The following is a 23,721-nucleotide window of genomic DNA, read 5'->3' as shown; positions in this document are numbered from 1 at the left end:
CCTCAAGCCGGTTGTGCACGCGCCCGACTCCGCCGGCTCAACTGCAGGTCGGTCAGGCCGACTATGCCGGTGAGGACCAGCACGATGCCGATGCCGATGAAGGCCATGACGAAGGCCACCGCGTAGCCTCCGGCACTCAAGCCGGCGAAGAACACCGCGGTGATGACCGCGATCCCGATCGCGGTTCCCACCCGCTGACCGGTCTGCATGACTCCACCCGAGCTGCCCGCATACTTGACCGGGACCTCGGCCAGAGTAAGTGTCTGGTTGGGACTGATCACCATGCCCTGGGCGATGCCCAGGATCGCCAGACTGGCCATCAACCACCACGGACTCAGACCATAGGCCTCGACCGCCAGGACCACCGCGATAGAACCGAGTACGGCCAGCAGGGCCACCCCCACTCCCCACACGACCAGCTTGCGCCCATAGGTGAAGACCACACGGCCGGTGATCTGCGGAACGATCGCGGAGAAGGCCGCCGACGGCAGGCCGATGAGCCCTGCCGTCAGTGCGCTGAAATGCATGCCATCCTGCAGGTACAGGGCCACGACCACCCAGACACAGGGCGTTCCGACGAAGTACACACTCGACAGCAGTGCCCCCGAGGCGAAGCTGCGGGTGCGGAAGAGTTCCATATCGACCATGGGCGCGCCTCCGCGCCTGGCATAGCGGGTCTCCCACCATACCCACACGACCACCAGTCCCGCACCGATGACCAACAGGGAGTACATCCAGGCGCCGAGGCTGCGCTCCAGGAAGGGCAGCATGACCAGGAGGGTGCCGACACTCAAAAGCAGGACGCCGATGGGATCGAAGTCCGCGCGGCGCCGCTTGGGTGCAGGGTCATCGATGGAGCCGGCTTGATCCTCACCGCTCCAGGCGTCGCCGGGCAACCAGTACCGACCGATGATGAGCGCGGCAGCGGCAATCGGCACGTTGACCAGGAATGACAGGCGCCAGCCCCAGTCGCCGCCGAACAGGGCGATGAACGATCCGCCCAGGATCGGGCCGATCGCCACGGAGACTCCGACGACGGTACCGAACATGCCGAAGGCCCTGCCGCGCGCCTTGCCGTGAAAGTACTGCTGGATCATGCCCACGCCCTGAGGGCTGAGCATGCCCGACCCCAGACCCATCACGATCCGCGCCAGATTGAGCAGCAGCGGGGAGCCCGCCAGTCCCGCGGCCAGTGATCCCACGCCGAAGAACACGAGTCCGACCACGAAGAGCTTGCCCCGTCCGAACAGATCACCGGCCCTGCCCGCCGCCACGAGCAGCACGCCGAAGGCCAGCGTATAGCCCGACAGCACCCATTGGAGCGAGGAATTGGAGGCTCCGATCGAGACCTGCAGACTGGGCAGGACGACGTTGACGATCGAAATGCTCAACAGGGACATGAACAACGGGACCAGGATCACTCCCAGGAGCTTCCGCTGAGCAGGAGACATCGGCGTTTCATTACTCATTTATCCAGTCCTATACGATTTCGCTCCACTTGCAAAGACCCGGGGCGAATTCGCCTCGTCTGCGTGTCCGAGGCCACATATGGACGTCTCCTAGAATGGGACCCATGTCCATCGGTCCCGCCCCGCGCTCCGCCACGTCACCCGCTACCGCGAAAACACTGCCGGCGGCGGGACGGTTCGCCCCCAGTCCCAGTGGCGATCTGCACATCGGCAATGTGCGCTCCGGAATCCTGGCCTACCTGTTCGCGAAGACATCGGGCCGCGATTTCCTGTGGCGGGTCGAGGACCTGGACCGAGTGAAGCGGGGCGCGGCCGAACGGCAGCTGGCGGATTTGGCCGGTCTGGGGATCGTCCCGGACGCGCCGCCGGTCTATCAGTCACACCGCACCGCACATTACGCCGAGGCGCTGGAACGTTTGGCCGAGCACGGACTGGTCTACGAGTGCTACTGCTCGCGCAAGGACATCCAACAGGCGCCCACTGCCCCGCACCAGCCGCCGGGAGCCTATCCCGGTACCTGCAGGGATCTGGAACCTGCGGTCAGGGAGGCGGAGCGCCGCAGGCTCGCCGCCGCCGGGCGCCTGCCCGCGTTACGGCTGCGTTCGGACTTGGCCGTCCACCACATCACCGATGTGTTGCTGGGCCCGGTCCAGTCCACCGTCGACGACTTCGTCCTGCGCCGTGGAGACGGAGTCTGGGCCTACAATCTGGCCGTGGTGGTCGACGACGGCTTAATGGGAGTCGATCAGGTGGTGCGAGCCGATGACCTCGCCGATTCCGCTCCCCGGCAGGCGTACCTGGCGAATCTGCTGGGGTTCCGAAAACCCACGTACGCCCATGTCCCCCTGGTCCTGGGGCCCACGGGGGCGCGCCTGGCGAAACGCGATGGTGCGGTAACCCTGCGCCAGCTCGGCGACACCGACTTCGACATCTGGTCCTGGACGGGAACCAGTCTGGGCTTCGGACCGTGGCACTCCTTGGACGAGGCTGTGGCCCGATTCGATCCCGAGCGCATGGTCGAGTGCCCAACGACCTTCATTCCGCCCGCCCGCGCATAGCCGGGTTCACGGGATTCGAGGCCGAGGTGGCGGATACGTGGCACCTGGCCCCCACGCCCCCAGAGCACAGAAAAAGCCCCTCACCAGCGTTTTCCCTGGTGAGGGGCTTCTATCGGCTCCCCCGGCTGGGCTCGAACCAGCGACCCTTCGATTAACAGTCGAATGCTCTGCCAACTGAGCTACGGAGGAATATCCGCAACCGGAACGCACTGCCCGGTAACGGATACGAGTGTAGCACGCGCCGAACCGCAGCGGGAAATCTGTGACCGCGGGCCACTTTGGCACCCCAAGGCGGCCAGAGCAATCCGGATTGGAACGCACAGAAGCCCTGGATCCTAAGATCCAGGGCTTCTCAACGCTCCCCCGACTGGGCTCGAACCAGTGACCCTTCGATTAACAGTCGAATGCTCTGCCAACTGAGCTACGGAGGAATAGTTCCCCGAGGCCTTTCGGCCCCTTGCAACGGGTTCAACTTTAGCACCGCCGCACATTCCGACCAAACCGGGTGGCGGTGTCCTTCCTCACACACACGGAGGGGGATTTCGCGCAAATCCCAATGGTTCGCCGATAGGATGTCCTGGTGTCGAATCTGCTCGCCGTCCTCCTGGCCGTCATCTCCGCGGTGGCCCTCGCATACGGGGCCATGCTCCAGCATCGGGGTGTCTCGGATGACCACGGCAGCGCTCAGGGCTTCGGCATCCGCGCCCTGTTGGCCATGTTCTCCCGCGGCGTCTGGGTGGCGGGCCTGGCCGTCACCGGCTTGGGCATGGTCCTCAACGTCGTCGCCCTTGCAATCGCCCCCGTCATGGTCGTTCAGCCGATCGGCGCGATCTCCGTCGTCGTCAGCGTCCTACTGGGAGTATCCACCCGCGGCCTGCGGACCACGAAGCGGATCTGGGGCGGAGTCGCCCTGTGCATGGCCGGAGTCGGCAGCTTCGTCGCAGCCTCGGCAACCGTCGCCCGCACACAGCCGCACTACGGCGTTGAAGCCCATATCCTGGCCGGCCTGGGGATCGGCACAGCCGCGCTCTTCCTGCTGATCATCCTCGTCCTGCGCAGGGCCGGACAATTGCTCTACGTGATCGCAGCCGGCCTCATGTACGCCTGCGTGGCCACCAATGTGCACCTGGTCAGCTTCCAGCTGCTGCACGGTGGAATCGCGGAGATCACCTGGTTCAATGTGGTCGCCCTCGTCGTCGGATCGGCAGTTGGCGGATGGTTCGTCCAGGCGGCCTATGCTCAGGGACCCCCCGAATTGGTCATCGCCGGCCTAACCGTCATCGATCCGATCTTCGCCGTCATCCTGGGCAGTGTACTGCTGGGCGAGGCCGCCACGGCTCCGGCATGGGTGATCACGGTGATGGTGATCACCGGATTGGCGGCATGTTTCGGTGTCGTTGTATTGTCCCGATATCATCCGGATGTTCAAGCCCGGAAAGAAGAGAGTCCGCGAATCATCGCAGGCTCGCACGGCTCGGTGGATTCGAACGGCCCAACCGGCCCGGATCCGCTCGACCAGACTACCTGAGGTGAGTGCACTGTTCTCCGATACTTCCGCCGCGCATGCGTCCGCACCGCACAACGGCCAGACGCTGCGCATCTGCATAGCCTGTGAGACCTACGCTCCCGAGGTCAACGGAGCCGCCAAGTTCGCCGAACGGCTCGCAACGGCCCTGGCCGGCCGCGGCCACGAAGTCCACGTCATCTGCCCCTCCCCCAACGGCAAGCGCCGCAACACCCGGCAAGACGGGGTGATCCTGCACTATGTGAAATCCGTCAGGTGGCGGCCCCATCCGACCTGGCGCATCTGCATGCCATGGGACACCCGCCCGGCAGTCGCCCAGATCCTCGATGCCATCCGGCCGGATGTCGTCCACACCCAGGCCCATTTCGTCATCGGCAGGTTCGCCTTCAACGAGGCGCGCAAACGGGGCATCCCCGTTGTCGCGACCAACCACTTCATGCCGGGCAATGTCCGCCCGTATCTTCCGGCACCGGACCCGGTGCTCGACATCGTGACCAAGGGCGCTTGGTGGGACCTGCGGCGGAAGTTCGAATCGGCCGACTACATCACGGTCCCCACACAGCTCGCGGCCGACCTGCTGACCGACCACGGGTTCACCCACGATATCCACCCTGTGTCGTGCGGCATCGACCTATCGAAGTTCCATGCAGCATGCGCCACCGGCGACACGGCACAGGCCGAGGCCCCGACGGTCCTCTTCGTCGGCCGCCTGTCCGCGGAGAAGAACGCGACGGACATCGTGCGAGCTCTGGCCAAGACCGATCCGGCGCTGAACCTCCATGCGGAGATCATCGGCCACGGCGACCAGGCACCCGTCCTCGAGGCCCTTGCGGTAGAACTGGGCGTCGCCGAGCGGGTGCGCCTCCTGGGCAAGGTCGACGACGACGCGCTGGTCTCCGCATATCAGCGCGCCACCTTCTTCTGCCTGCCGGGGACCGCAGAACTCCAGAGCATCGCAACTCTCGAAGCCCTGGCCTCGGGGAAACCGGTGGTCCTGGCCGATGCAGTGGCTCTGCCCCACTTGTGCCGCGACGGGGAGAACGGCTACCTCTTCACCCCGCGCGACACGGATGATCTGGCCGCCAAGTTCACCCGTCTGCTCACGGCATCGCAGGAAGAGCGCGCGGCCATGGGACGGGTGTCACAGGAGATCGTCGCCAAGCACGACATCGAGAACACCCTGAACACCTTCGAGGACATCTACGCAGAGGTCATCGCCGCGCACTCGCGCGTCCGACGGCCCGCCTGAGGCCCCACATTCGGGATTGCCACTCAATACACAGGTGCCCTTGACGGGGAAGCACGCATTCGCCAGTTGCCTACTGGCCAAACAGCGTTTTCAGGGTTCTCACATGTAGGGCTCATATTGCAATAAACCCTGCCGAGTGCACCCTCCCGGTTCTGCCTTGATCTTCGATTTCGGCCTCCGTAAGGTCGAACATCGTATGCGGCGTCGCCCAGCGATTCCGAACCGATTAAGTGCAGGAGGTACTCATGCACAGCAGAACCGGCAAGTCCCCCAAGCCCCACCCCGAACGACTCAAGGTCGAACACGTCAACGTCGTTCCACCCACCAAGCTCAAGCCCGCGATCGGCGGCACGCTGGTCGGCAACTTCATGGAGTGGTACGACTTCGGCATCTACGGCTACCTGGCCGTCGTGATGACCGGCGTCTTCGCCTCCGGGCTCCCCACCCAGTGGCAGCTCCTGGCGACCCTGCTCGGCTTCGCCGTCAGCTTCCTGGTCCGCCCCCTTGGTGGACTGGTCCTGGGGCCGCTGGGCGATAAGTTCGGCCGCCGCAAGATCCTCTTCTTCACCATGAGCGTCATGGCCGGCGCCACCGCCCTCATCGGCCTGCTGCCGACGGCCAATACCCTGGGTGTCTGGGCACTCGTCCTGCTCTACCTGCTGAAGATGCTGCAGGGCTTCTCCACCGGCGGCGAGTACGCCGGTGCCGCGACCTACGTCGCCGAATTCGCGCCCGACCGCAAGCGCGGCTTCTTCTCCTCCATGCTCGACACCGGTTCTTATATGGGCTTTGCGGCCGGCGCCACCGTCGTCGGTCTGACCACCTGGATCAGCACCTCCGTATCCGGGCCGGACGCCATGGCCGAATACGGCTGGCGCATCCCGTTCCTCACCGCAATCCCCCTGGGCATCATCGCCGTCTGGCTGCGTTCGCGGCTGCCGGAGACGCCCGCGTTCGAGGTGGCCGAGGCCAGCGCCGATCTCACCGACGTCGACCACGACGATCCCTATGCGCGTCACGGGTTCATCGGTCTGATCCGCCACCACTGGCGCCCCCTGCTGGTCGCCATGGCCATCGTCGCCGCCACTAACAGTGCCGGCTACGCACTGACGAGCTACATGCCCGTCTATCTCGAGGAGGAGGTCGGTTATTCCTCGATCACCTCCGCACTGGCCACCGTGCCCGTTCTGGTCGTCATGAGCATCTGTATCCCGATCGTCGGCTTCATCTCCGACCGTGTCGGCCGCCGCCCGGTCTACGCTGCCGCCGCGATCGCCACAGTGGTCCTGACGGTGCCCGCCTTCAAGCTGATGCACTTGGGGACCCTCGCCTGGGTGATGGTCGCCCTGTCGCTCATTGCGATCCCCGTGGCCCTGTGGGTCGGCCCCTCGGCCGCGGCTCTGCCCGCGCTGTTCCCCACCGCCACCCGCTACACGGGTATGGGCCTGTCCTACAATCTGGCGGTCTCCGCCTTCGGTGGCACCACCCCGTTGTTCACCCAGGCGCTCATGCAGTGGACGGGCAACAATCTGATGCCGGCGTTCTACATCATGTTCTTCAGCATCATCGCGGGCGTTGCAATCCTGGCGATCGGCGAATCGGCCCGCAAGCCTCTGACCGGCTCGCTGCCGATTGTCGCAACTCACACCGAGGCCAGGGCGCTGGTCGCCTTCCAGGATCGCAATCCCGATCTGGATTTGGAGACCATCCGAGTTCCGGTCAACGCCTAGATTGATCACACCCATCCTGACCTGGAACGATAGATAATCGTCTCACACTGTGAAGCGCCGCATCCCATATTGGGTGCGGCGCTTCTTCGTGCACTCATACCACGACAGGCGTGGCCTTCGGAAGAGTATTTTGGGTAACGAATCGGGAGTCATTGTTGCATTTGGGTAACGGCATGTGTAACACTCGAAAAGTCACAGAACGATAACACCAACACATGTCGGTACATACGTGAGGGGCCTCGAGCCCCGCCGGGTGGAAACACCCGGGCCGATGCGCACAGGCGGCCGCTTCACAGCTTCCCCGCAGCTGCGGCCCCCAACAGCGAGGATAGGTATTTCATGAGTTTCAAGACGTCGATCACAGCAGTCGCCCTGACCGCGGCACTGACTATGGGCGGAGCCATTGCGGCATCGCCGGCGAACGCGGCCTCCCTGGGCGCCGCCGGAAGCGGCTCGAGCAAGAAGTCCGACTCCAAGAAGAAGTCGGACAAGAAGAAGTCCAGCAAGAAGGCTTCGAAGAAGAAGTCCAAGAAGAAGGCTTCGAAGACCTCGAAGCGCAACGCCATCGTCAAGCTGGCCAAGAAGCAGAAGGGCAAGAAGTACCGCACCGGTGGTAACGGGCCCAAGGCCTTCGATTGCTCCGGCCTCGTTCGCTACGTCTACAAGAAGAACAAGATCAAGGTCCCGCGCACCAGCTCCGCGATCGGCAAGGCCGGCAAGCGGATCTCGGTGAAGAAGGCGAAGCCCGGCGACATCATCCACTCGCCCGGCCACGTCGGAATCATCACCAAGAAGGGCAAGGCATACGGTGTCGACGCGGGTAATTCGCGTGTGGGTGTCTCGGAGCGTTCCCTGAGCTGGATGAAGGGCGCCAAGGTCGTGCGGGTCAAAGCCCTGTCCTGACCCCACCCGGTGGCCCTGATCCACCACAGCCCCTTCACGGATGATAGCTTGAGTCCTGGGCCCGGCCTGATTGGCCGGGCCCAGGACTTTTTCAATGACGAAGGGATCCCCATGCCGCAGGCGCATCCAACCTACGACCAGCTGGCCGACCTCCCCCGGTACGGTTCGTATACCGTTCCGCCGGAGTGGGTCGACGCCAACGGCCATATGAACATCCGACATTACTTCGACGTGGGTTCTCAGGCCGCGATGGAGCGCGCGGCAGGCCTGGGCCTCGACGCCGAGTACATGACCAACCGCAATCTGGGCGTCTTCACCGTCGAACAGCACATGCGGTATCTGGCCGAGATGCGCCTGGGCGCCAACCTGTCGACGCGCGTGCGCATCGGTGGGATCGGCTCCCGTGCGCTACTCCTGGCCTCCTATGTGCTCGACGACGACAATCGGCGCTTGTCGATGATCTTCGAGACGATGCTCGTGCACATCTCCTTCAGCACCCGCCGCACCACTGACTTCCCCGACGATCTGCGCGAAGACCTTGATGCGGCAGTCGCCGCCGAGGACGCGCTGGGCTGGGATCCCGCGTTGAGCGGCGCCCTGCGAATCCGCTGAGCCGCCTCAGGAGGTCAGCTGCGCACCCTCTGCGCGCAGCTCGACCTTGCGGACTTTGCCGGAGACCGTCATGGGGAACGACTCCCTGCGTTGGACGTACCTGGGGATCTTGTAGTGGGCCAGGCGGCCCGCGCAGAATTCCCGCAGGCCCTCCGCCGTCAGCTCGGGAGCCCCCTCGCGCAGAATCACCCAGGCCATGAGCTCCTCCCCGTACTTCGCATCGGGCACCCCGACCACTTGGACATCGGCGATGTCGGGGTGGGTGTAGAGGAACTCCTCGATCTCGCGCGGGGCGATGTTCTCCCCGCCCCTGATCACCAGATCCTTGATCCGGCCCGCGACGTCGACGTAGCCGTCGTCGTTCATGATCGCCAGATCCCCCGTGTGCATCCACCGCCCCGAATCGATCGACTCCGCGGTCTTATCGGGCTGTTCCCAGTACCCGCGCATCACCGAATACCCACGGGTACACAGCTCCCCCTTGATTCCGCGGGGGACCTGCAGGCCCGTCGCCGGGTCGACGATCTTGATCTCCACGAAGGGCATCGCCCGGCCCACCGTCTGCGTCCGGCGCTCCAGGGAATCGTCCGTCCGGGTCATCATGGATACCGGCGCCGTCTCCGTCATGCCGTAGCAGATGGCGACCTCGGGCATGTGCATGGTCTCGATGACCTTGCGCATGACTTCGACGGGACAGGTCGAACCCGCCATGACCCCCGTGCGCAGACTGGACAGGTCGTAATCGGCCAGATCTGCCAGGGCGAGTTCTGCGATGAACATCGTGGGCACGCCGTAGAGGCTGCTTGCGCGTGTGCGCTGCACGGCCGCCAGAGTGCGCGCCGGGTCGAAGGCCGGAGCCGGTATCACGGTCGCTGCGCCGTGGGAGAATGCGGCCAGGGTCCCGATCACCATGCCGAAACAGTGGAAGAAGGGCACGGGGAGGACCACCGAGTCCTCCTCGGAGTAGTTCAGCATCTCCCCGATCGAGTACCCGTTGTTGAGGATGTTGTGGTGGCTCAGGGTGACGCCCTTGGGGAATCCAGTCGTGCCAGATGTGTACTGCAGATTGATCGGATCGTCGGGATCCAGCTCCGCCCCGATACGCGCCAAACGTGCTGACATCCTGATCCCGGGATCCTCCATCAGCCGTATGCCTGCGGCACAGAGCGCGGACAGGCGCTCCGCATCCGGCAGAGGGTGATCGGTCTCGCAGAGCGCCGTCGGTGCGGTATCGATGAACACCAGATCGAACGGGTGTTCGGCCTGCACTTCCCTGGCGATGGCGATGAAATCGGAGTGTGGCGGTGCGGCGATTTGACTGATCAGCAGCTTCAGACCGGAGTGTTCGACGATGAAGTCCAGCTCATGGCTCCGGTATGCCGGGTTGATGTTGACCAGGATCGCGCCGATCCTGATCGTGGCGTACATGGCCAGGGTCCATTCGGGCAGATTCTGTGCCCAAATGCCCACTCGATCACCCCGCCCGATTCCGCGCTCCGTGAGCGCCGCTGCGAGTTCGGCCGTCCTGGCATCCAGTTGCGCATACGTCCAGGTGCGCTCGGAGGCGACGTCGATCAGGGCTGTGCGATCCGGATGGGCGGAGACGACTCTGGCGAAGTTCTGCCCGATCGTCTCGCCCAGCAGGGGCGTGCTCCCGGTTCCGCACGTATATGAGAGGTCTGTCATTTCCTCGCCTTTCATCACGGCGGCCCCGCCGCCGACGGACACCCTTGTCCGATAGCCTCCCAATATGCCACCACGCCGGAAGCGGCGCAATCATCCGCCACACGGCGCTACCGGCCATGGCACCATGGGGTTATGAACGAACATTCGACAATGACAGTTACAGACCCGGACCACGCCGCTCTGGCCGATTTCCCCCAGATCAGCCGGGACACGATCCGCTACGGCGACACCGACAGGCAGGGGCATGTGAACAACAGCGTGTTCTCCTCCTACTTCGAAACCGGGCGGGTTACCACACTGGACGCCGCCAGGGCACAGACCGCCGACTCCAACCGTGAGTTCGTCCTCGCCTCGATCACCATCGACTATCTGCGCGAACTGCACTGGCCAGGCGAGGCCACGGTCGGCACACGGATTTCGAAGGTGGGGCGGACCTCGGCGACGATGGAGCAGCTCCTGGTCTCAGCCGGCGAGGTGAGGGCCAGGGCCACGAGCACCATCGTGCAGATCGATACTCTGACCCGCACTCCGACACCGTTCACCGAAGCGCAGCGGCGGGGCTTCGCGGAGACCTTGGCATAACGGCAGTCACATGGTGTCTTCCATCTCACATAGTGAGTTGGATCTATCATCGGTGCAGGTCAGATGGAAAACTGTGTCGGTCAACTCTTCCCGACCCTCGAAGGAGGGACACGAATGAATCCCGTCTACGCGATCGTCGTCGTGATGTTGTTCATCGCACTGGGCGAAATCGTCTCCATCTGGTCCAAGGCCAGGGTGCCCAGTCTGCTCATCGCGATGCTGGGCATCTTCATCGTCGCCAAGGCCGGCTGGGTGCCCGAGAGCCTGGTCGACGACACCGGCCTGCTGTCCTTATACACCATCATGTCAGCGCCGCTGCTGTTCCACATGGGTTCGATCATCCCGTTGCGGACACTGGCCAAACAGTGGCGGTCCGTCCTTATCACCTGTGGCGGTATGGCGATCGCGGTGGGTGTCATGGCCCTGGTCATCTGGCCCCTGTTCGGTTTCCAGACCTTCGTCGCGGGCTCCGGCCCTTTGGCCGGCGGCATCGTGGCGACCGGGTTGACCACCGCGGGTCTGAAGGAACACGCCGTGGCAGGCGCTGTGCTGGTGCTGCCGTCCCTGGTCCTGATGCTGCAGTCCGTGCCATCCATGCCGATGACGAACTTCCTGCTGCGGCGCCACGCGATCAGGCTGCGCGACTCCGGTGAGCTCGAACAGCTCGCGGCCGCGCACAAGGCCGATGAGGAAATGGCCGCCACGAAGAAGAAGCTCGTCAACCTGCCCAAGGCGCTGACGGACAATGAGCTGTTCATGCTGTTCATCATCTTCTGCGGTGGCGCCCTGGCGGTGGCCATCTCCGGCCCGACCCACATCCCGTCGTCGATCGTCGCGCTGATCCTGGGCATCATCTGCACCTGGCTGGGGCTGACGCCCGACCGCGCGATGGAACGCGCCAGCTCGTTCGGCCTGGGCATGGCCTCGATCATCGCGGTGGTCGTCGCGCCGCTGATGGCAGCCTCCATCCCGGATATCCTCCACGCAATCGTGCCATTGATCGCCATTCTCATCATCGGCGGGCTTGGGATCATGCTCGGCGGCTACATCGTCACGAAGCTCCTGAAATGGAAGGGCAGCCTGGGCATGTCCGTCGCCCTGACCGCCATGTACGGCTTCCCCGCCGACTACCTCATCACCAATGAGGTCGCCCGCGGTGTCGCACGCAGCGAAGAGGAGAAGGAGTCGCTCCTGGCGGTCATGCTGCCGCCGATGCTCGTCGGCGGCTTCACCTCGGTCAGCGCCGGTTCGGTGGTCATCGCCTCGGTCCTCGTGGCATTCCTCTAGGACCCATCGGACTCAGACCCATCCGACACAGTGCAGGGGCCGTTCCCGTCTGATCGACGGGAACGGCCCCTGCACTGTGTCCGGGAGCATCGGCGCTCCCGGGCCCGGGGACCCGCGAGCGCCGATGATCGGATGGCTCAGCGCATGCGCACACCGTCCTGGAAGACACCCGCAACCCGGCGACGTGCCTCGGTCACCCCGACGGACTCCAGATCCCCGTCGAACAGCACCAGGTCGGCGGCCAGGCCGGGCGCGATCGCGCCGACCACGTCGCCGATGTCCATCAGTTCGGCCGCCACCGAGGTCCCTGCCGCCAGAACATCCGCGGTCGACATCCCAGCCTGGGACTGCAGCAGTTCGAGTTCCTCCAGGTTCTGCCCGTGCTCACCCACGCCGGCATCGGTTCCCATCGCGATCTTGACGCCGGCGGCGTAGGCCCTGCGGACGGATTCCGCGTGAACCTCGGCGACCATCTTGGCCTTCTCCACCAGGGCCGGCGGGATGGGAGCTCCCGATTCCGCGCCCTTGATGACGGCCAGCGGCGCCTGCAGAGTGGGCACGAGGTAGGCGTCCTTGGCCAAGAACAGTTCGATCAGCTCATCGGTGAGGTAGATTCCGTGCTCGATCGAGCGCACGCCGGACACCAGGGCGTTCTTGATGCCCTCGGAGCCCTGTGCGTGTGCCATCACATAGCCACCCTGCGCCTGGGCCTCCTCGACGATGACGGCGATCTCATCACGGGTGAACTGGCTGTGCCGCGGATCGTCTGCGGCTGACAACACACCGCCGGTCGAGCAGATCTTGATGTGGTCGGCGCCCGCGCGCAGGATCTCCCTGGCCTTCTTGCGCACACCCTCGACCCCGTCGGCCACTCCGTCGGGCCGACCGTAATGCGGCAGCGACATGGTGCCGTGGACACCCGACGGCAGCCATCCGTCACCGTGCCCGCCCGTCTGGCTCATGATCTGGATCGCGAGCTTGAGCTTGGGACCGACGATCAGCCCCTTCTGCAGCGCCAACCGGCACCCGGCATCGGCTCCCCCGGCGTCACGGGCATAGGTCACTCCCCCGTGCAGTGTCTTCTTCAGCAGGTCCACCGAGCGGTAGAACTGATAGGTGAAGGGTTCGTGGAAGGAATCGAGTGACCCCGCGGTCTCGCTGGTGACGTGGACATGGCAGTCGATGATGCCCGGTGTCAGCGTTTGCCCGGTGGCATCGACGACCTCGGCGTCCGGGTGGCCTGCCGCACCGGTTCCGGCGGGCAGGATCTCGGCGACCCGGCCGTCGGAGACCAGGACGTCCTGAGCGCCTGCGAAGGACGTGCCGTCGAACACGACGGCACCTGTGATCAGGGTTTTCTTTGTCATGGGGCCACCCTATCCGGCCGGGTGTTCTGCGCCACTGCACATCCGCGATTCGAAATCCCGCAGCGCAGGAACTCCGGGCTCGATAGAGTGGAGGCATACCCCTGTTCTCCAGGCCCGTCCGCCGAGATGTGCGGATCGGGCAGAAAGCGAGCCGTCTTGGCCGATCACGAATTCGGATTCCGCACCCGCGCCCTGCATGCGGGTGCCGTCCCCGATGCGATCCACGGGGCGCGTTCCGTCCCGATCTACCAGTCGACGTCCTTTGTCTTCAAGGACTCCGACGATGCTGCGAACCTGTTCGCCCTGCAGAAGTTCGGCAATATCTACTCGCGCATCGGCAACCCGACAGTCGCGGCCTTCGAAGAGCGCATCGCCAGTCTGGAGGGCGGGATCGGCGCTGTCGCCACCTCATCGGGAATGGCCGCGGAATTCGTCACCTTCGCGGCGCTGGCCCAGGCCGGCGACCACATCGTCGCCTCCAGCCAGCTCTACGGCGGCACCGTCACCCAGCTGGACGTCTCACTGCGCCGCTTCGGTGTGGAGACGACCTTCATCACGGGCACGGACCCGGCGGACTTCGAAGCCGCGATCCGGCCCAACACCAAGGCCGTCTACACCGAACTCATCGCCAATCCCTCCTCCGAGATCGCCGAGCTGGAGGGCCTGGCAGCGGTCGCGCACGCCCACGACATCCCGCTGGTCGTCGATGCGACGCTGAACTCCCCCTACCTGTGCCGCCCGATCGAATTCGGCGCCGACATCGTCATCCACTCCGCCACCAAGTTCATCGGCGGCCACGGCACCACCCTGGGCGGTGTGGTCGTGGAGTCGGGGAAGTTCAACTGGGCCAATGGCAAGTTCCCACTGATGACCGAACCGATCCCCAGCTACAACGGCATCAGCTGGTGGGACAACTTCGGCGAATACGGCTTCCTGTTCCGGCTGCGCAACGAACAGCTGCGCGATTACGGTCCATCCCTGCAGCCACAGGCAGCCTGGCAGCTGATCCAGGGAGTCGAAACACTGCCACAACGCCTCGACGAGCACGTCGCCAATGCGCAGGCTGTGGCAACGTGGCTCGAAGCCGATCCGCGCATCGCCTATGTGAACTATTCGGGCCTGGAGAGCCACCCCCACCACGCCCGCGCCCAGAAGTACCTGCCCAAGGGCCCCGGCTCCGTGTTCTCCTTCGGCACCGCAGCCAGCGGCGACAAGGACGGTCGGACGGTGGGCGCCGACTTCATCGAGCACCTGCAGGTCGCCAGCCACCTGGCCAACATCGGCGATGCCCGCACCCTGATCCTGCACCCGGCATCGACCACCCACCAGCAGCTCTCCGCAGAACAGCTCGAGGCCGCCGGCGTCGGCGCCGATCTCATCCGCATCTCGGTGGGGTTGGAAGACCTGGCCGACATCATCTGGGACCTCGACACGGCATTGACCGCCGCCACCGGTACAACCCACGAAGGAGGTGTGGCCGCATGACCGCACAGGAGACAACTCGCACCTGGACGGGCCCCGGAGCCCAGGATCGTCTGCGCATCATGAGCGAGGCGAAGTCCGTAGCGATCGTCGGAGCCTCCGCGAAGCCGGCCCGTGCCTCGAACTTCGTGGCCACATATCTGCTGGCCGACAGTCCCTACCGCGTGTACTTCATCAATCCGCGGGAGCAGGAGATCCTGGGCCATCCGGTCTATGCGAGCCTGGACGAACTGCCGGAGGTCCCCGACATCGTCGACGTGTTCCGCCGCGATGAGGACCTGCCCCAGGTCGCCCGCGACGCCGTGCGGATCGGCGCCAGGACGCTGTGGCTCCAACTGGGATCCTGGAATGAGGAGGCGGCCCACATCGCCGAGGACGCCGGTCTGGAGGTCGTGATGGACCGCTGTCTGAAGATCGAGCACGCCAGGTTCCACGGCGGGTTGAACCTGGCAGGGTTCAACACCGGCGTGATCTCAGCCAAGCGCCAGATCCTGGACTAGGAGTCCGCGAGTACGGCGAGGAGTCCCTCGCCGTACTCGGCCAGCTTCTTCCGGCCCACCCCGCTGATCGAGCCCAGGGCCGACACCGACCCGGGCCGCGCCTCGACGATGCCCACCAGGGTGGCGTCGGAGAACACCATGTACGGCGGAATCCCCTTCTCCCTGGCCACCGAGGTGCGCCAACCGCGCAAAGCCTCGAAGACCTCGCGGGCGGCCGGCTCGAGGGCATCGGCGGCGCGGCTGCCCGCCGAACGACCGCCGATGGTACTCGAGCGGCGTTTGCGTTCGGGCCGCCGGTCCTCGGCCAGTTCGACGGCCACCTCGCCGCGCAGCACCGGGCCGGCGTGTGGGCCGGGAATCAACACCCCGTAGTCGCCCACCGCGTCCAGGATCCCGCGGGCCAACAGCTGACGGGCCAGGGTGCGCCACTGCTTCGGCCCCAGCTCCGAACCGATCCCCCATACGCTCAGTTCCTCGTGCCGCGATTCGCGTGTCCGGTCACTCTCATTGCCCAACAGCACATCGACGATCTGTCCGACGCCGAAGTGCTGGCCGCGCTCGCGGTCCAGCCGGATGACCGCTGAGAGGAACTTCTGCGCGGGAATCGTCGCATCCCACACCGCCGGCGGATTGAGGCAGGTGTCGCAGTTGCCGCACGGTTGGGAGTTCTGCCCGAAATAGCGCAGCAGCTGGACCCGACGGCACCCGGTCGTCTCACACAGTGCCAGCATCGCGTCCAGGTGGGCATTGGCATTGCGCCGGAACAGGTCCCCGGCATCCGAGCGCTCGATCATCCGCCGCTGGCTGACCACATCGCCCATCCCGTAGGCCAGCCAGGCCACCGAGGGCAGGCCGTCGCGGCCGGCGCGACCGGTCTCCTGGTAGTAGCCCTCGATGCTCTTGGGTAGGTCCAGATGGGCGACGAACCGGACATCGGGTTTGTCGATGCCCATTCCGAAGGCGATCGTCGCGACCATCACCACCCCGTCCTCGCGCAGGAAGCGCTCCTGATTTCCGGCCCGCACCGCCGGGTCCAGACCTGCGTGATAGGGCAGGGCGTCGATGCCGCGGGCCGCCAGCCATTCCGCGATGGTCTCCACCGATTTGCGGCTCAGGCAGTACACGATCCCGGCCTCGCCCGGGAACTCCCCGGTGATCAGGCTCAGCAGCTGGTCGCGCGGCCGGTCCTTCGGTTCGATCCGGTACTGGATATTGGGCCGGTCGAAGCTGGAGACGTAGTGGCGGGCGTCGTCGAGCGCCAGGCGCTCCGTGATCTCCTCGTGCGTCTCCGCCGTGGCGGTGGCGGTCAGGGCGATGCGCGGGACCGTGGGGAACGCCTCTGCCAGGACCGATAGGCCCAGGTAGTCCGGTCGGAAGTCGTGGCCCCACTGGGCCACACAGTGGGCTTCGTCAATGGCGAACAGCGCGATCGGGGCGCGGGACAGCAGGTCCAGGGTGCGCGGCAGCACCAGCCGTTCGGGCGCCAGGTAGAGCAGGTCGAGTTCGCCGGCCAGCAGCTGGGACTCCACGGCCCTGGCCTCGTCGAGGTCCTGGCTCGAGTTCAGATAGGCCGCGCGGATGCCGTTGCCCTCCAGGGCTGCGACTTGGTCGGCCATGAGCGCGATGAGCGGGGAGACGACGATTCCGGTACCCGGCCGCAGCAGGGCGGGGATCTGATAGCACAGGGATTTTCCGCCGCCGGTGGGCATGAGCACGACCGCGTCGCCACCGGAGGCCACCCGGTCGATGATCGCGGCCTGGTCTCCGCGGAAGGACTCGTAGCCGAACACCTCCTGCAGGATCTGCAGGGCGCGCGCCCTGCGTGCCTCTTCGTCTCCGGGAACCCCCTGGGGCCCGCTGTACGTCATCGCCTCGGTGTGCTCGTCTTCCACCCCGTCAGCTTAGGACACGTGCCCTGCGGCGCTCACCGCCGGCCTCGCGCTTCACTGCACGGTCAAAGACGTCCGCTCGTTGAGAGTGGCCGGATGGAAACCGGCGGCGACCTTGTAGTCGGAGGCGATCGTTTCGAGTTCCGCCGCCGAGATCACATCGTGGATGTGGGTGAAGCCCTGCGGGGCCCGTTCATAGGCCAACAGCATGACCAGTTCCGGCCCGGTCTGCCGCGTCTTGGCCAGGAGCGCCGCGGTCGCAGGACGCTGGACCGCTTCGTAGGCGGCCAGCGCCGAGTCGATGTCCTCGGCCGTAGCCAGGTGGAAGGCGAGGGTCCGGGCGTCGAGGATCGCCTGGGAGCCACCGTTGGAGCCGTTCGGGTACATCGCGTGGGCGGCGTCGCCCAGCAGGGTGGTGCGACCGAACGTCCACTGGTCAAGTGCGTCGCGGTCGACCATCGGATACTCGAGGATCTGATGGTCGCGCCCAGCACCGCGGGCACGTCCAGCCAGGGGAACTTCCAGGCGGTGAACCGTTCGAGCAGGGGCTCGGCGGCCACGGGGTGGTTCCAGTCGGCCGTGGGGTCCCCCGCAGTGCGGGCCTCGGCGATGAAGTTGATCTTCTGCGTTCCGTCGGGACGGACGTTCTCTAGGGGGTAGGCCACGAACTTCTGGTCGCCGTCGCCTGCCATCACCATGGTGGCCCCGTCCAGGAAGGGGTCGACGATGGCGGTGCCGCGCCAGTTGATCAGGCCGCTCCAGGGAGGGGCGCCCTCGGCCGGATAGCGCAGAGCCCGCAGGGCCGAATGGATTCCATCGGCGCCGACCAGAACGTCGGTGGACACCTCGACCGGTCCCGAGGCCGTTTCAAAGGTCGCCAGCTCCGTCCCGTCGGCCTGCGAGCGCACTCCTACCAGCCGGTGACCCTCGTGCACGGCATCGCCCAGGCGTTCGCGCACGGCATCCAACAGGAGCATCTGCAACCGGCCGCGGTGCACCGACAGCTGTGGCCATTTATAGCCCGCACGGGTGCCCCGTGGTTCGCTCCAGATGTGCTGGCCGTAGCGGTTGTAGTACGCCAGAGTGGTCGGTTCCACGCCGAGTTCCTCCAGCCGTTCGGCCAGGCCCAGCTCGGTGAGTTCGCGCACCGCGTGCGGCAGCAGGTTCAAGCCCACGCCCAGCCCTCGAATCTGCTCCGAGCGCTCATAGATGTGCACGTCGGACAGGCCGGCGGCGTGTAGGCTCAGGGCCAGGGAGAGTCCACCGATTCCCGCTCCGGCGATGGTGATGCGCATGTTCTGACTCCTATGTCGGGGTTCCCCACTATAGGAGCCGTCCGACCAATCTGCGCGGATCGTCTCAGCGTGCGAACGAAGGGAACACAGTGACGTTCGGTTTCACTGAGATCGCCGTTCTGGGTACGGGGGTACTCGGCAGCCAGATCGCGCAGGCGGCGCCGGATTCCACGGTGCCCGCCACGAACTCATCGGTTCTGTTACCCAGCAGGCCTGGGACGCCTATCTCAGGGCCGACTACCTCGACCGGGGCACGTTCGGCGTCGAATCGGGTGAGGGTTTCTACCGCTGCGACTGAGCGAACCCGTAGGATCGAAGCGTGAAGATCATCGGCGTGCTGGGCGGTATGAGCTGGGAGTCCTCACTGGACTGGTATCGGATGGCCAATGAGCAGGTCCGAGATCGGCTCGGCGGCTTTCATTCCGCGCCGATCCTGCTGGACTCGCTCGATTTCGCTGAGATCGAGGCATTGCAGGCCACCGGCGATTGGGATGGTGCGGGCCGTATCCTCGCCGCGCATGCGCGGGGGCTGGAAGCCGCTGGGGCGGGACTCGTGGTGTTGTGCACGAATACGATGCACTTGGTCGCCGACCAGATCAGCGCAGCCATCGACGTCCCATTCATCCACATCGGTGACACCACCGCCGAGGTGATCAGGGCCAAAGGCCTGGCCACGGTGGGGCTGTTGGGAACCGCGTTCACGATGGAGCAGGCCTTCTATCGCGATCGCCTGGCCGACCACGGCATCACATCGTTGATCCCGGACGAAAAGGACCGGGCGACGGTGCACCGGATCATCTACGAGGAATTGGTCCGCGGTATCGTCACCGAGGATTCGCGGCAGGCGTATCGGGAGGTCATCGGCCGGCTCGTCGCTGCCGGAGCCCAGGGAATCGTCCTGGGGTGCACGGAGATCGAGCTGCTCATCGGCCAGCAGGACTCGCCGGTCCCGGTGTTCCCAACGACCGCGCTGCATGTCACCGCGGCCTTGGCCGCCGCCGAGGAATGACCGCTGTCCCTTTCATCCGCCGGCGTGGGGATTCGGGGTGCGGCGTGCTCAGAGAAACGAAAAACGACAATGCCCGGACCCTCACGCTTTCAAGCGATCGGAATCCGGACATTGCCGATGATGTGGAGGTAAGGGGATTCGAACCCCTGACCTTCTCCATGCCATGGAGACGCGCTACCAACTGCGCCATACCCCCGTGGAGCTAAGGGGAATTGAACCCCTGACCTCTTCATTGCGAACGAAGCGCTCTACCAACTGAGCTATAGCCCCCAGCCGCCCGGCGTTCCGGGCAACGAGATAACTATAACCAGGTCCTGGGCGGCATTGCAAAACGAGACGGCATATGTGGCCGATTTGTGCGATGATTCACACACCTGCATCGGACCGGCGCTCATGCCCCTGTACTCATGTTCCTGGCTCAAACAGCTGCCGGATGTCATCTGCGGTGATGTCGGAGGAGAACGCGGTCTCATTGTCCATCAGGCTGGAGAACAATTCGGCCTTCTTCTGCTGCAGGGCCAGGACCTTCTGCTCGATCGTACCGTCTGCGACCATGCGGTAGACCATGACGCTGTTGGACTGCCCGATCCGGTGGACCCGGTCGATCGCCTGTGCTTCGGCCGCAGGGTTCCACCACGGGTCGAGGAGGAAGACGTAGTCCGCCTCCGTCAGTGTCAGGCCGAATCCCCCGGACTTCAGGCTGATGAGGAACACCGGCTGGTCCCCTGACCGGAAATCCTCGATGACCTGCGAACGCGCCCTGGTCGCCCCGTCCAGATAGGAGTATGCGATGCCCTCGTGTTCCAGCCGGCCGGCTACCCGGTGTAGGAAGGAGGTGAACTGGCTGAATACCAGGACCCGGTGGCCCTCCTCGATGACCTGGCCCAGGCGTTCGGAGAGTTCGTCGAGTTTGCTCGATGGCACGTCGGCGTACTCCTGCGGGTCGACGATCGCGGGGTCCAGTGCCAGCATGCGCAACAGGGTCAGCGAGCGGAAGACGATGAACCGGTTCTTGTCCAGGTCGTCGACCAGCCCCAGGATCTTCTTGCGTTCCCGTTGCAGTACGGCGTCGTAGAGCCTGCGGTGTTTGGGGACCAGTTCGACGCTAACGGTCTGTTCCTGCTTGGCGGGCAGATCGGCTGCGACCTGTTCCTTGGTCCGCCGCAGCATGAAGGGCCGCACCCGGGCCCGCAGTGATGCCATCCGGGTCGGGTTCTCCCCCGATTCGATGGGCTTGACGTAGTGGTCGCGGAACCGCCGGGCCGAGGCCAGTAGGCCGGGTTCTGCGATGTTGAGCAAGGCCCACAGGTCGGTCAGCGAGTTCTCCATGGGAGTGCCGGTGATCGCCAGTTTGAAGTCGGCGGGGACCCGGGCGGCCGCCTGATGGACCTGCGCGGTCTGGTTCTTGACGAACTGCGCCTCATCGAGGACGAGCCCGTACCAGGCCGTATCCGCGAACTCGGCCTGGTCAATGCGCAGGATGGTGTAGCTGGTGATGACCAGGTCCGCCCCGGTGATCGCATCTGCCAGCGGGGTCTTGCGCTTGCCAGTGGTGGAGCCCAGGTGCACGACGTTCAGGTCCGGGGTGAAGCGAGCGGCCTCCTGCTGCCAGACTCCCGTGACGGAGGCGGGCGCAACGACCAGGAACGGCGCGCCGGCACCGTCTTCCCCACGGCTTTCGACCGCGTGGGCGATCAGCGCCAGTGTCTGCATCGTCTTACCCAGGCCCATGTCATCGGCCAGAATGCCACCCAGCTTGTGCGCGTGGAGGAATGCCAGCCATTGGAATCCCGCTTGCTGGTAGTCGCGCAGCTCCGCTTTGAGACCCGCCGGTACTGCTACCGGCTCGATGGCCGTGATGTCGCGTAGGCCCGCGATGGACTCCAGCCAGTCCTCATCGGCGTGGGACTCGTCTGCGATGTCGTCGAGTTCATCCCAGAAGGCGACCTGGTGCTTGGCCATTTTGGGAGCCTCCGGATCCCATTCACCCAGAGCATCCGCCTCCGTGAGGAGGTTGCGCAGTTTCTCGAAGGCCGGGTGGTGCAGGGAGAAGAAGCTCTTATCGACCAGCAGGAGTTTGTCCTTGCCCTGGGCCAGCGCCTTGAACAGCGTGGGGAAGGGAATGGTCCGGCCTTCGACCGTGATCTCGAAGCCCAGGTCCAGCCAATCGTGTTTGTCGACCTTGTCCGCGGTGACGCTGATGTGCGGTTCGGCCTGCAGCTGCTGGTAGGCGGGCCGGTTCCCTGAGATCATGACCGCGACGTCATCCGTCCGCTCCAGTTTCGGCAGTGTCAGATGGGTGAAGGCGGCGGTTGCGACGCCTTCGAGGCTCTGGCGTCCGGTCACGGCCAGGTCGCCGTCGAGAAGTCGGACCCGGGCCACGACCTCGGCTTCGAATGCTCTATCACGGCCGGCTCCCTCCTGGAATTCCAGCGGCACGGGGCCGACGTGGCCGGGATAGTCGAACTCCCAGTCGATCGTCAGCCGGTCCTTGGCCCCGTAACGCAGATGGGCCAGGAGTTTGGGCCGGGCCGGTTCTGGCAGCACGACGGAATCGTCGGTGCTGTCGAGGTCCACCTGGGGCAGGATGCGCGGGTAGTAGTCGGCGAAGAACTCCTGGGAGTCCTCGGCCCCGATGCGCACCGGCTCGCGGAGGAACATATGCCGGACGGCCGGCGTCAGCGGTTCGTTCAGTGGGTGAAGGGTCAGGGCGTGGCTGGGTCCGGTCCGTCCCCGCCCGCGAGCGGGGGCGTCGGTATCGCCCAGCGCGACGAACTCCCCGATGCCCACCCCGCCGATGGTGTGGACTCCACCGGCCGGGCACGGGCGCACGGTCGGTTCGAGTACCAGGTCCCCTCGATCGCCTCCGGACGGTTGGCGCACGTCGATGAAGGCGGTCACCGGCTCCCCCAGGCCAACGTCGCCGATGAAGCCGGCGGGCAGGAAGACGACACCGGCGGCCTGCGCCTCCTGCAGCAGATCCCAGACGAGCGTCGAGGTGAACTGTTCGATCCCCAGCACCTCGCCATTGGACCCGTAGCCTTCGTGTTCTGCCGAATAGAGCCGATAGATCCGGGCCAGGACGTCCGTCTGCGCATGTTTGTACTTCGAGGTCTGTGCCGAGTTCGTCAGTGAGCGCCAGCTCAGGCCGCCTTTGATCCAGTTATTGCGCTTGCCCGGTCGCATCAGTCGCATGGCCACGCGCATCTCCGGGTCCGCAGCGGCGTCCTCGGGTTCGAATGAATCTGGCAGTTCCTGGCCCCACCAGTTGCGCACCGGCTTCGGACGCAGTTCGAACTGGATGGCCACGGGCACCAGGGTTTCGTCCGCTTCGATCCAGCGCAGCGCGCCCAGTTCCTGCCGCCAGGTGGACTTCGGCACCGGTGAGACAGCCGGCGGGGCAAGGCGTGCGGGTGCAGAGGAGTCCGTTCGCGTGCCACCGGCTAAGGCATCTGCGAATTGCATGTCGAGGCCGTGTTCTTGCGCCCACTGCATGAGGTTATCGATCGCGGCTTCGGTTTCCGGGGCCGCCTGGCCAACTGTGCCGGATCCGGATACCGCAGGGCCCAGGTGGACCCGCTGCTGCCGGTATTCCGGTGTCAGAAGCCAGGCGATGGCCGCCGCATGCTTGCACATGAGGCCGACCGGGCACGCACAGGTGGCCCCGACGATATCCGAAGCGCGCCCATCGGAGTATTCGACCACAGTCAGCTTCGTTGAGTACTGGGCGCCCTGCGAACCGGCCACTTCGGCGTATAGGGACGACGTCCGCTCCTGGCCGATCGGCCCTTCAACGAGGCTGGAAGCCGACAGTTCGAGCGCCTCGACCATTCCCCGGTTGGCATAGTCGGACCCGCGCTGCGAGGTGCGCGGATCGAATCGCTCGTTGACCGTCTCCGGAGAGAGTTCCGGCAGCTGTACGTCTTCCACACCTCAATCGTTGCATACGGTACTGACGTTGATACTTGTAGGGATGGTTTCCATCCAGGGTGTGACCCAGGCACTGACTGGCCACCACAGTGTGTGCCTTTGCCGTGATCTGCCCACCCGCCAGGGACCGTCGAGTGTCCCGACCGGA

Annotated in this window: 16 protein-coding genes, 4 tRNA genes and 2 pseudogenes; 11 read left to right on the top strand and 11 right to left on the bottom strand. The window is 65.3% G+C overall.

From position 1 onward, the window contains the following. Positions 1–2 precede the first annotated feature (2 nt). On the bottom strand, positions 3–1,469 hold the full coding sequence (locus NQ036_RS14150) for an MFS transporter (RefSeq protein ID WP_257049691.1): 1,467 nt from the start codon (positions 1,467–1,469) through the stop codon (positions 3–5). A 104-nt stretch (positions 1,470–1,573) separates the two neighbouring features. On the opposite strand from NQ036_RS14150, the gene gluQRS reads away from it, so the two are divergent. Next, positions 1,574–2,527 (top strand): tRNA glutamyl-Q(34) synthetase GluQRS, encoded by a 954-nt coding sequence (gene gluQRS / locus NQ036_RS14145; RefSeq protein WP_257049689.1) that lies wholly within the window; start codon positions 1,574–1,576, stop codon positions 2,525–2,527. 116 nt (positions 2,528–2,643) lie between these two features. Here gluQRS and NQ036_RS14140 read toward each other — a convergent pair. Together NQ036_RS14140 and NQ036_RS14135 are read right to left on the bottom strand one after the other, a co-directional pair. Next, positions 2,644–2,716 (bottom strand) — tRNA-Asn (locus NQ036_RS14140). A gap of 169 nt (positions 2,717–2,885) precedes the next feature. Beyond that, positions 2,886–2,958, bottom strand: a tRNA-Asn gene (locus NQ036_RS14135). Positions 2,959–3,107: 149 nt separating this feature from the next. Here NQ036_RS14135 and NQ036_RS14130 point away from each other — a divergent pair. The 5 genes from NQ036_RS14130 to NQ036_RS14110 all read left to right on the top strand — a co-directional run bounded on the left by NQ036_RS14130 (position 3,108) and on the right by NQ036_RS14110 (position 8,546). Next, positions 3,108–4,055: a DMT family transporter gene (locus tag NQ036_RS14130; RefSeq protein ID WP_257049687.1), complete on the top strand. Its 948-nt coding sequence runs from the start codon at positions 3,108–3,110 to the stop codon at positions 4,053–4,055. 1 nt (position 4,056) lies between these two features. After that, a complete protein-coding gene (locus NQ036_RS14125; RefSeq protein ID WP_257049686.1) occupies positions 4,057–5,301 on the top strand; it encodes a glycosyltransferase in 1,245 nt (414 codons plus the stop codon). A gap of 245 nt (positions 5,302–5,546) precedes the next feature. Then, positions 5,547–7,031: an MFS transporter gene (locus NQ036_RS14120; protein WP_257049684.1), complete on the top strand. Its 1,485-nt coding sequence runs from the start codon at positions 5,547–5,549 to the stop codon at positions 7,029–7,031. A 339-nt stretch (positions 7,032–7,370) separates the two neighbouring features. Then, a complete protein-coding gene (locus NQ036_RS14115; RefSeq protein ID WP_257049683.1) occupies positions 7,371–7,934 on the top strand; it encodes a C40 family peptidase in 564 nt (187 codons plus the stop codon). A 111-nt stretch (positions 7,935–8,045) separates the two neighbouring features. Then, positions 8,046–8,546 carry a thioesterase family protein gene (locus NQ036_RS14110; protein WP_257049682.1) on the top strand — a complete coding sequence of 167 codons (501 nt, stop codon included), beginning with the start codon at positions 8,046–8,048 and terminating at the stop codon, positions 8,544–8,546. A 6-nt stretch (positions 8,547–8,552) separates the two neighbouring features. Here the strand turns inward: NQ036_RS14110 and NQ036_RS14105 are convergent, their stop codons facing one another. After that, positions 8,553–10,232 carry an AMP-binding protein gene (locus NQ036_RS14105; protein ID WP_257049681.1) on the bottom strand — a complete coding sequence of 560 codons (1,680 nt, stop codon included), beginning with the start codon at positions 10,230–10,232 and terminating at the stop codon, positions 8,553–8,555. A 150-nt stretch (positions 10,233–10,382) separates the two neighbouring features. Here NQ036_RS14105 and NQ036_RS14100 point away from each other — a divergent pair, with 150 nt between their 5' ends. Together NQ036_RS14100 and NQ036_RS14095 are read left to right on the top strand one after the other, a co-directional pair. Continuing rightward, entirely contained in the window at positions 10,383–10,814 is a 432-nt protein-coding gene (locus NQ036_RS14100) for a thioesterase family protein (RefSeq protein ID WP_257049680.1), read from the top strand. Positions 10,815–10,928: 114 nt separating this feature from the next. Beyond that, positions 10,929–12,101 carry a hypothetical protein gene (locus tag NQ036_RS14095; RefSeq protein ID WP_257049678.1) on the top strand — a complete coding sequence of 391 codons (1,173 nt, stop codon included), beginning with the start codon at positions 10,929–10,931 and terminating at the stop codon, positions 12,099–12,101. A 137-nt stretch (positions 12,102–12,238) separates the two neighbouring features. Here NQ036_RS14095 and NQ036_RS14090 read toward each other — a convergent pair whose 3' ends face one another. Further along, positions 12,239–13,468 (bottom strand): amidohydrolase family protein, encoded by a 1,230-nt coding sequence (locus tag NQ036_RS14090; protein WP_257049677.1) that lies wholly within the window; start codon positions 13,466–13,468, stop codon positions 12,239–12,241. Positions 13,469–13,624: 156 nt separating this feature from the next. Here NQ036_RS14090 and NQ036_RS14085 point away from each other — a divergent pair, with 156 nt between their 5' ends. Next, a complete protein-coding gene (locus NQ036_RS14085; RefSeq protein ID WP_257049676.1) occupies positions 13,625–14,953 on the top strand; it encodes an O-acetylhomoserine aminocarboxypropyltransferase/cysteine synthase family protein in 1,329 nt (442 codons plus the stop codon). Further along, entirely contained in the window at positions 14,950–15,450 is a 501-nt protein-coding gene (locus tag NQ036_RS14080; protein WP_257049675.1) for a CoA-binding protein, read from the top strand. The genes NQ036_RS14085 and NQ036_RS14080 overlap by 4 nt, the downstream gene beginning before the upstream one ends. Here NQ036_RS14080 and recQ read toward each other — a convergent pair. From recQ to NQ036_RS14065, 3 genes and pseudogenes are all read right to left on the bottom strand, one after another. After that, positions 15,447–17,318: a DNA helicase RecQ gene (gene recQ / locus NQ036_RS14075; protein ID WP_257049700.1), complete on the bottom strand. Its 1,872-nt coding sequence runs from the start codon at positions 17,316–17,318 to the stop codon at positions 15,447–15,449. The genes NQ036_RS14080 and recQ overlap by 4 nt on opposite strands. A gap of 321 nt (positions 17,319–17,639) precedes the next feature. After that, positions 17,640–17,726 (bottom strand): annotated as a pseudogene (locus NQ036_RS15870) (hypothetical protein); the annotation flags it as partial. 464 nt (positions 17,727–18,190) lie between these two features. Then, positions 18,191–18,634: pseudogene (locus NQ036_RS14065) on the bottom strand (FAD-dependent monooxygenase); the annotation flags it as partial. A gap of 319 nt (positions 18,635–18,953) precedes the next feature. Here NQ036_RS14065 and NQ036_RS14060 point away from each other — a divergent pair. Next, complete coding sequence (locus tag NQ036_RS14060) at positions 18,954–19,643, top strand: aspartate/glutamate racemase family protein (protein WP_257059714.1); 690 nt, start codon at positions 18,954–18,956, stop codon at positions 19,641–19,643. 123 nt (positions 19,644–19,766) lie between these two features. On the opposite strand, the gene NQ036_RS14055 is transcribed toward NQ036_RS14060, so the two are convergent. The 3 genes from NQ036_RS14055 to NQ036_RS14045 all read right to left on the bottom strand — a co-directional run bounded on the left by NQ036_RS14055 (position 19,767) and on the right by NQ036_RS14045 (position 23,573). Next, positions 19,767–19,839 (bottom strand) — tRNA-Ala (locus NQ036_RS14055). A gap of 1 nt (position 19,840) precedes the next feature. Next, positions 19,841–19,913: transfer RNA gene (locus NQ036_RS14050), tRNA-Ala, on the bottom strand. Between the two features lie 135 nt (positions 19,914–20,048). Next, the gene (locus NQ036_RS14045) at positions 20,049–23,573 is read right to left on the bottom strand and encodes a DEAD/DEAH box helicase (RefSeq protein ID WP_257059712.1); all 3,525 of its coding nucleotides are present in this window, start codon (positions 23,571–23,573) and stop codon (positions 20,049–20,051) included. Between the last annotated feature and the right edge of the window lie 148 nt (positions 23,574–23,721).

This window comes from Brevibacterium sp. 91QC2O2 (assembly GCF_024580695.1).
GTDB lineage: Bacteria > Actinomycetota > Actinomycetes > Actinomycetales > Brevibacteriaceae > Brevibacterium > Brevibacterium moorei.
The sequence above is the reverse complement of the archived record's forward strand: the minus strand, read 5'-3'. Positions and strand labels throughout refer to the sequence as shown.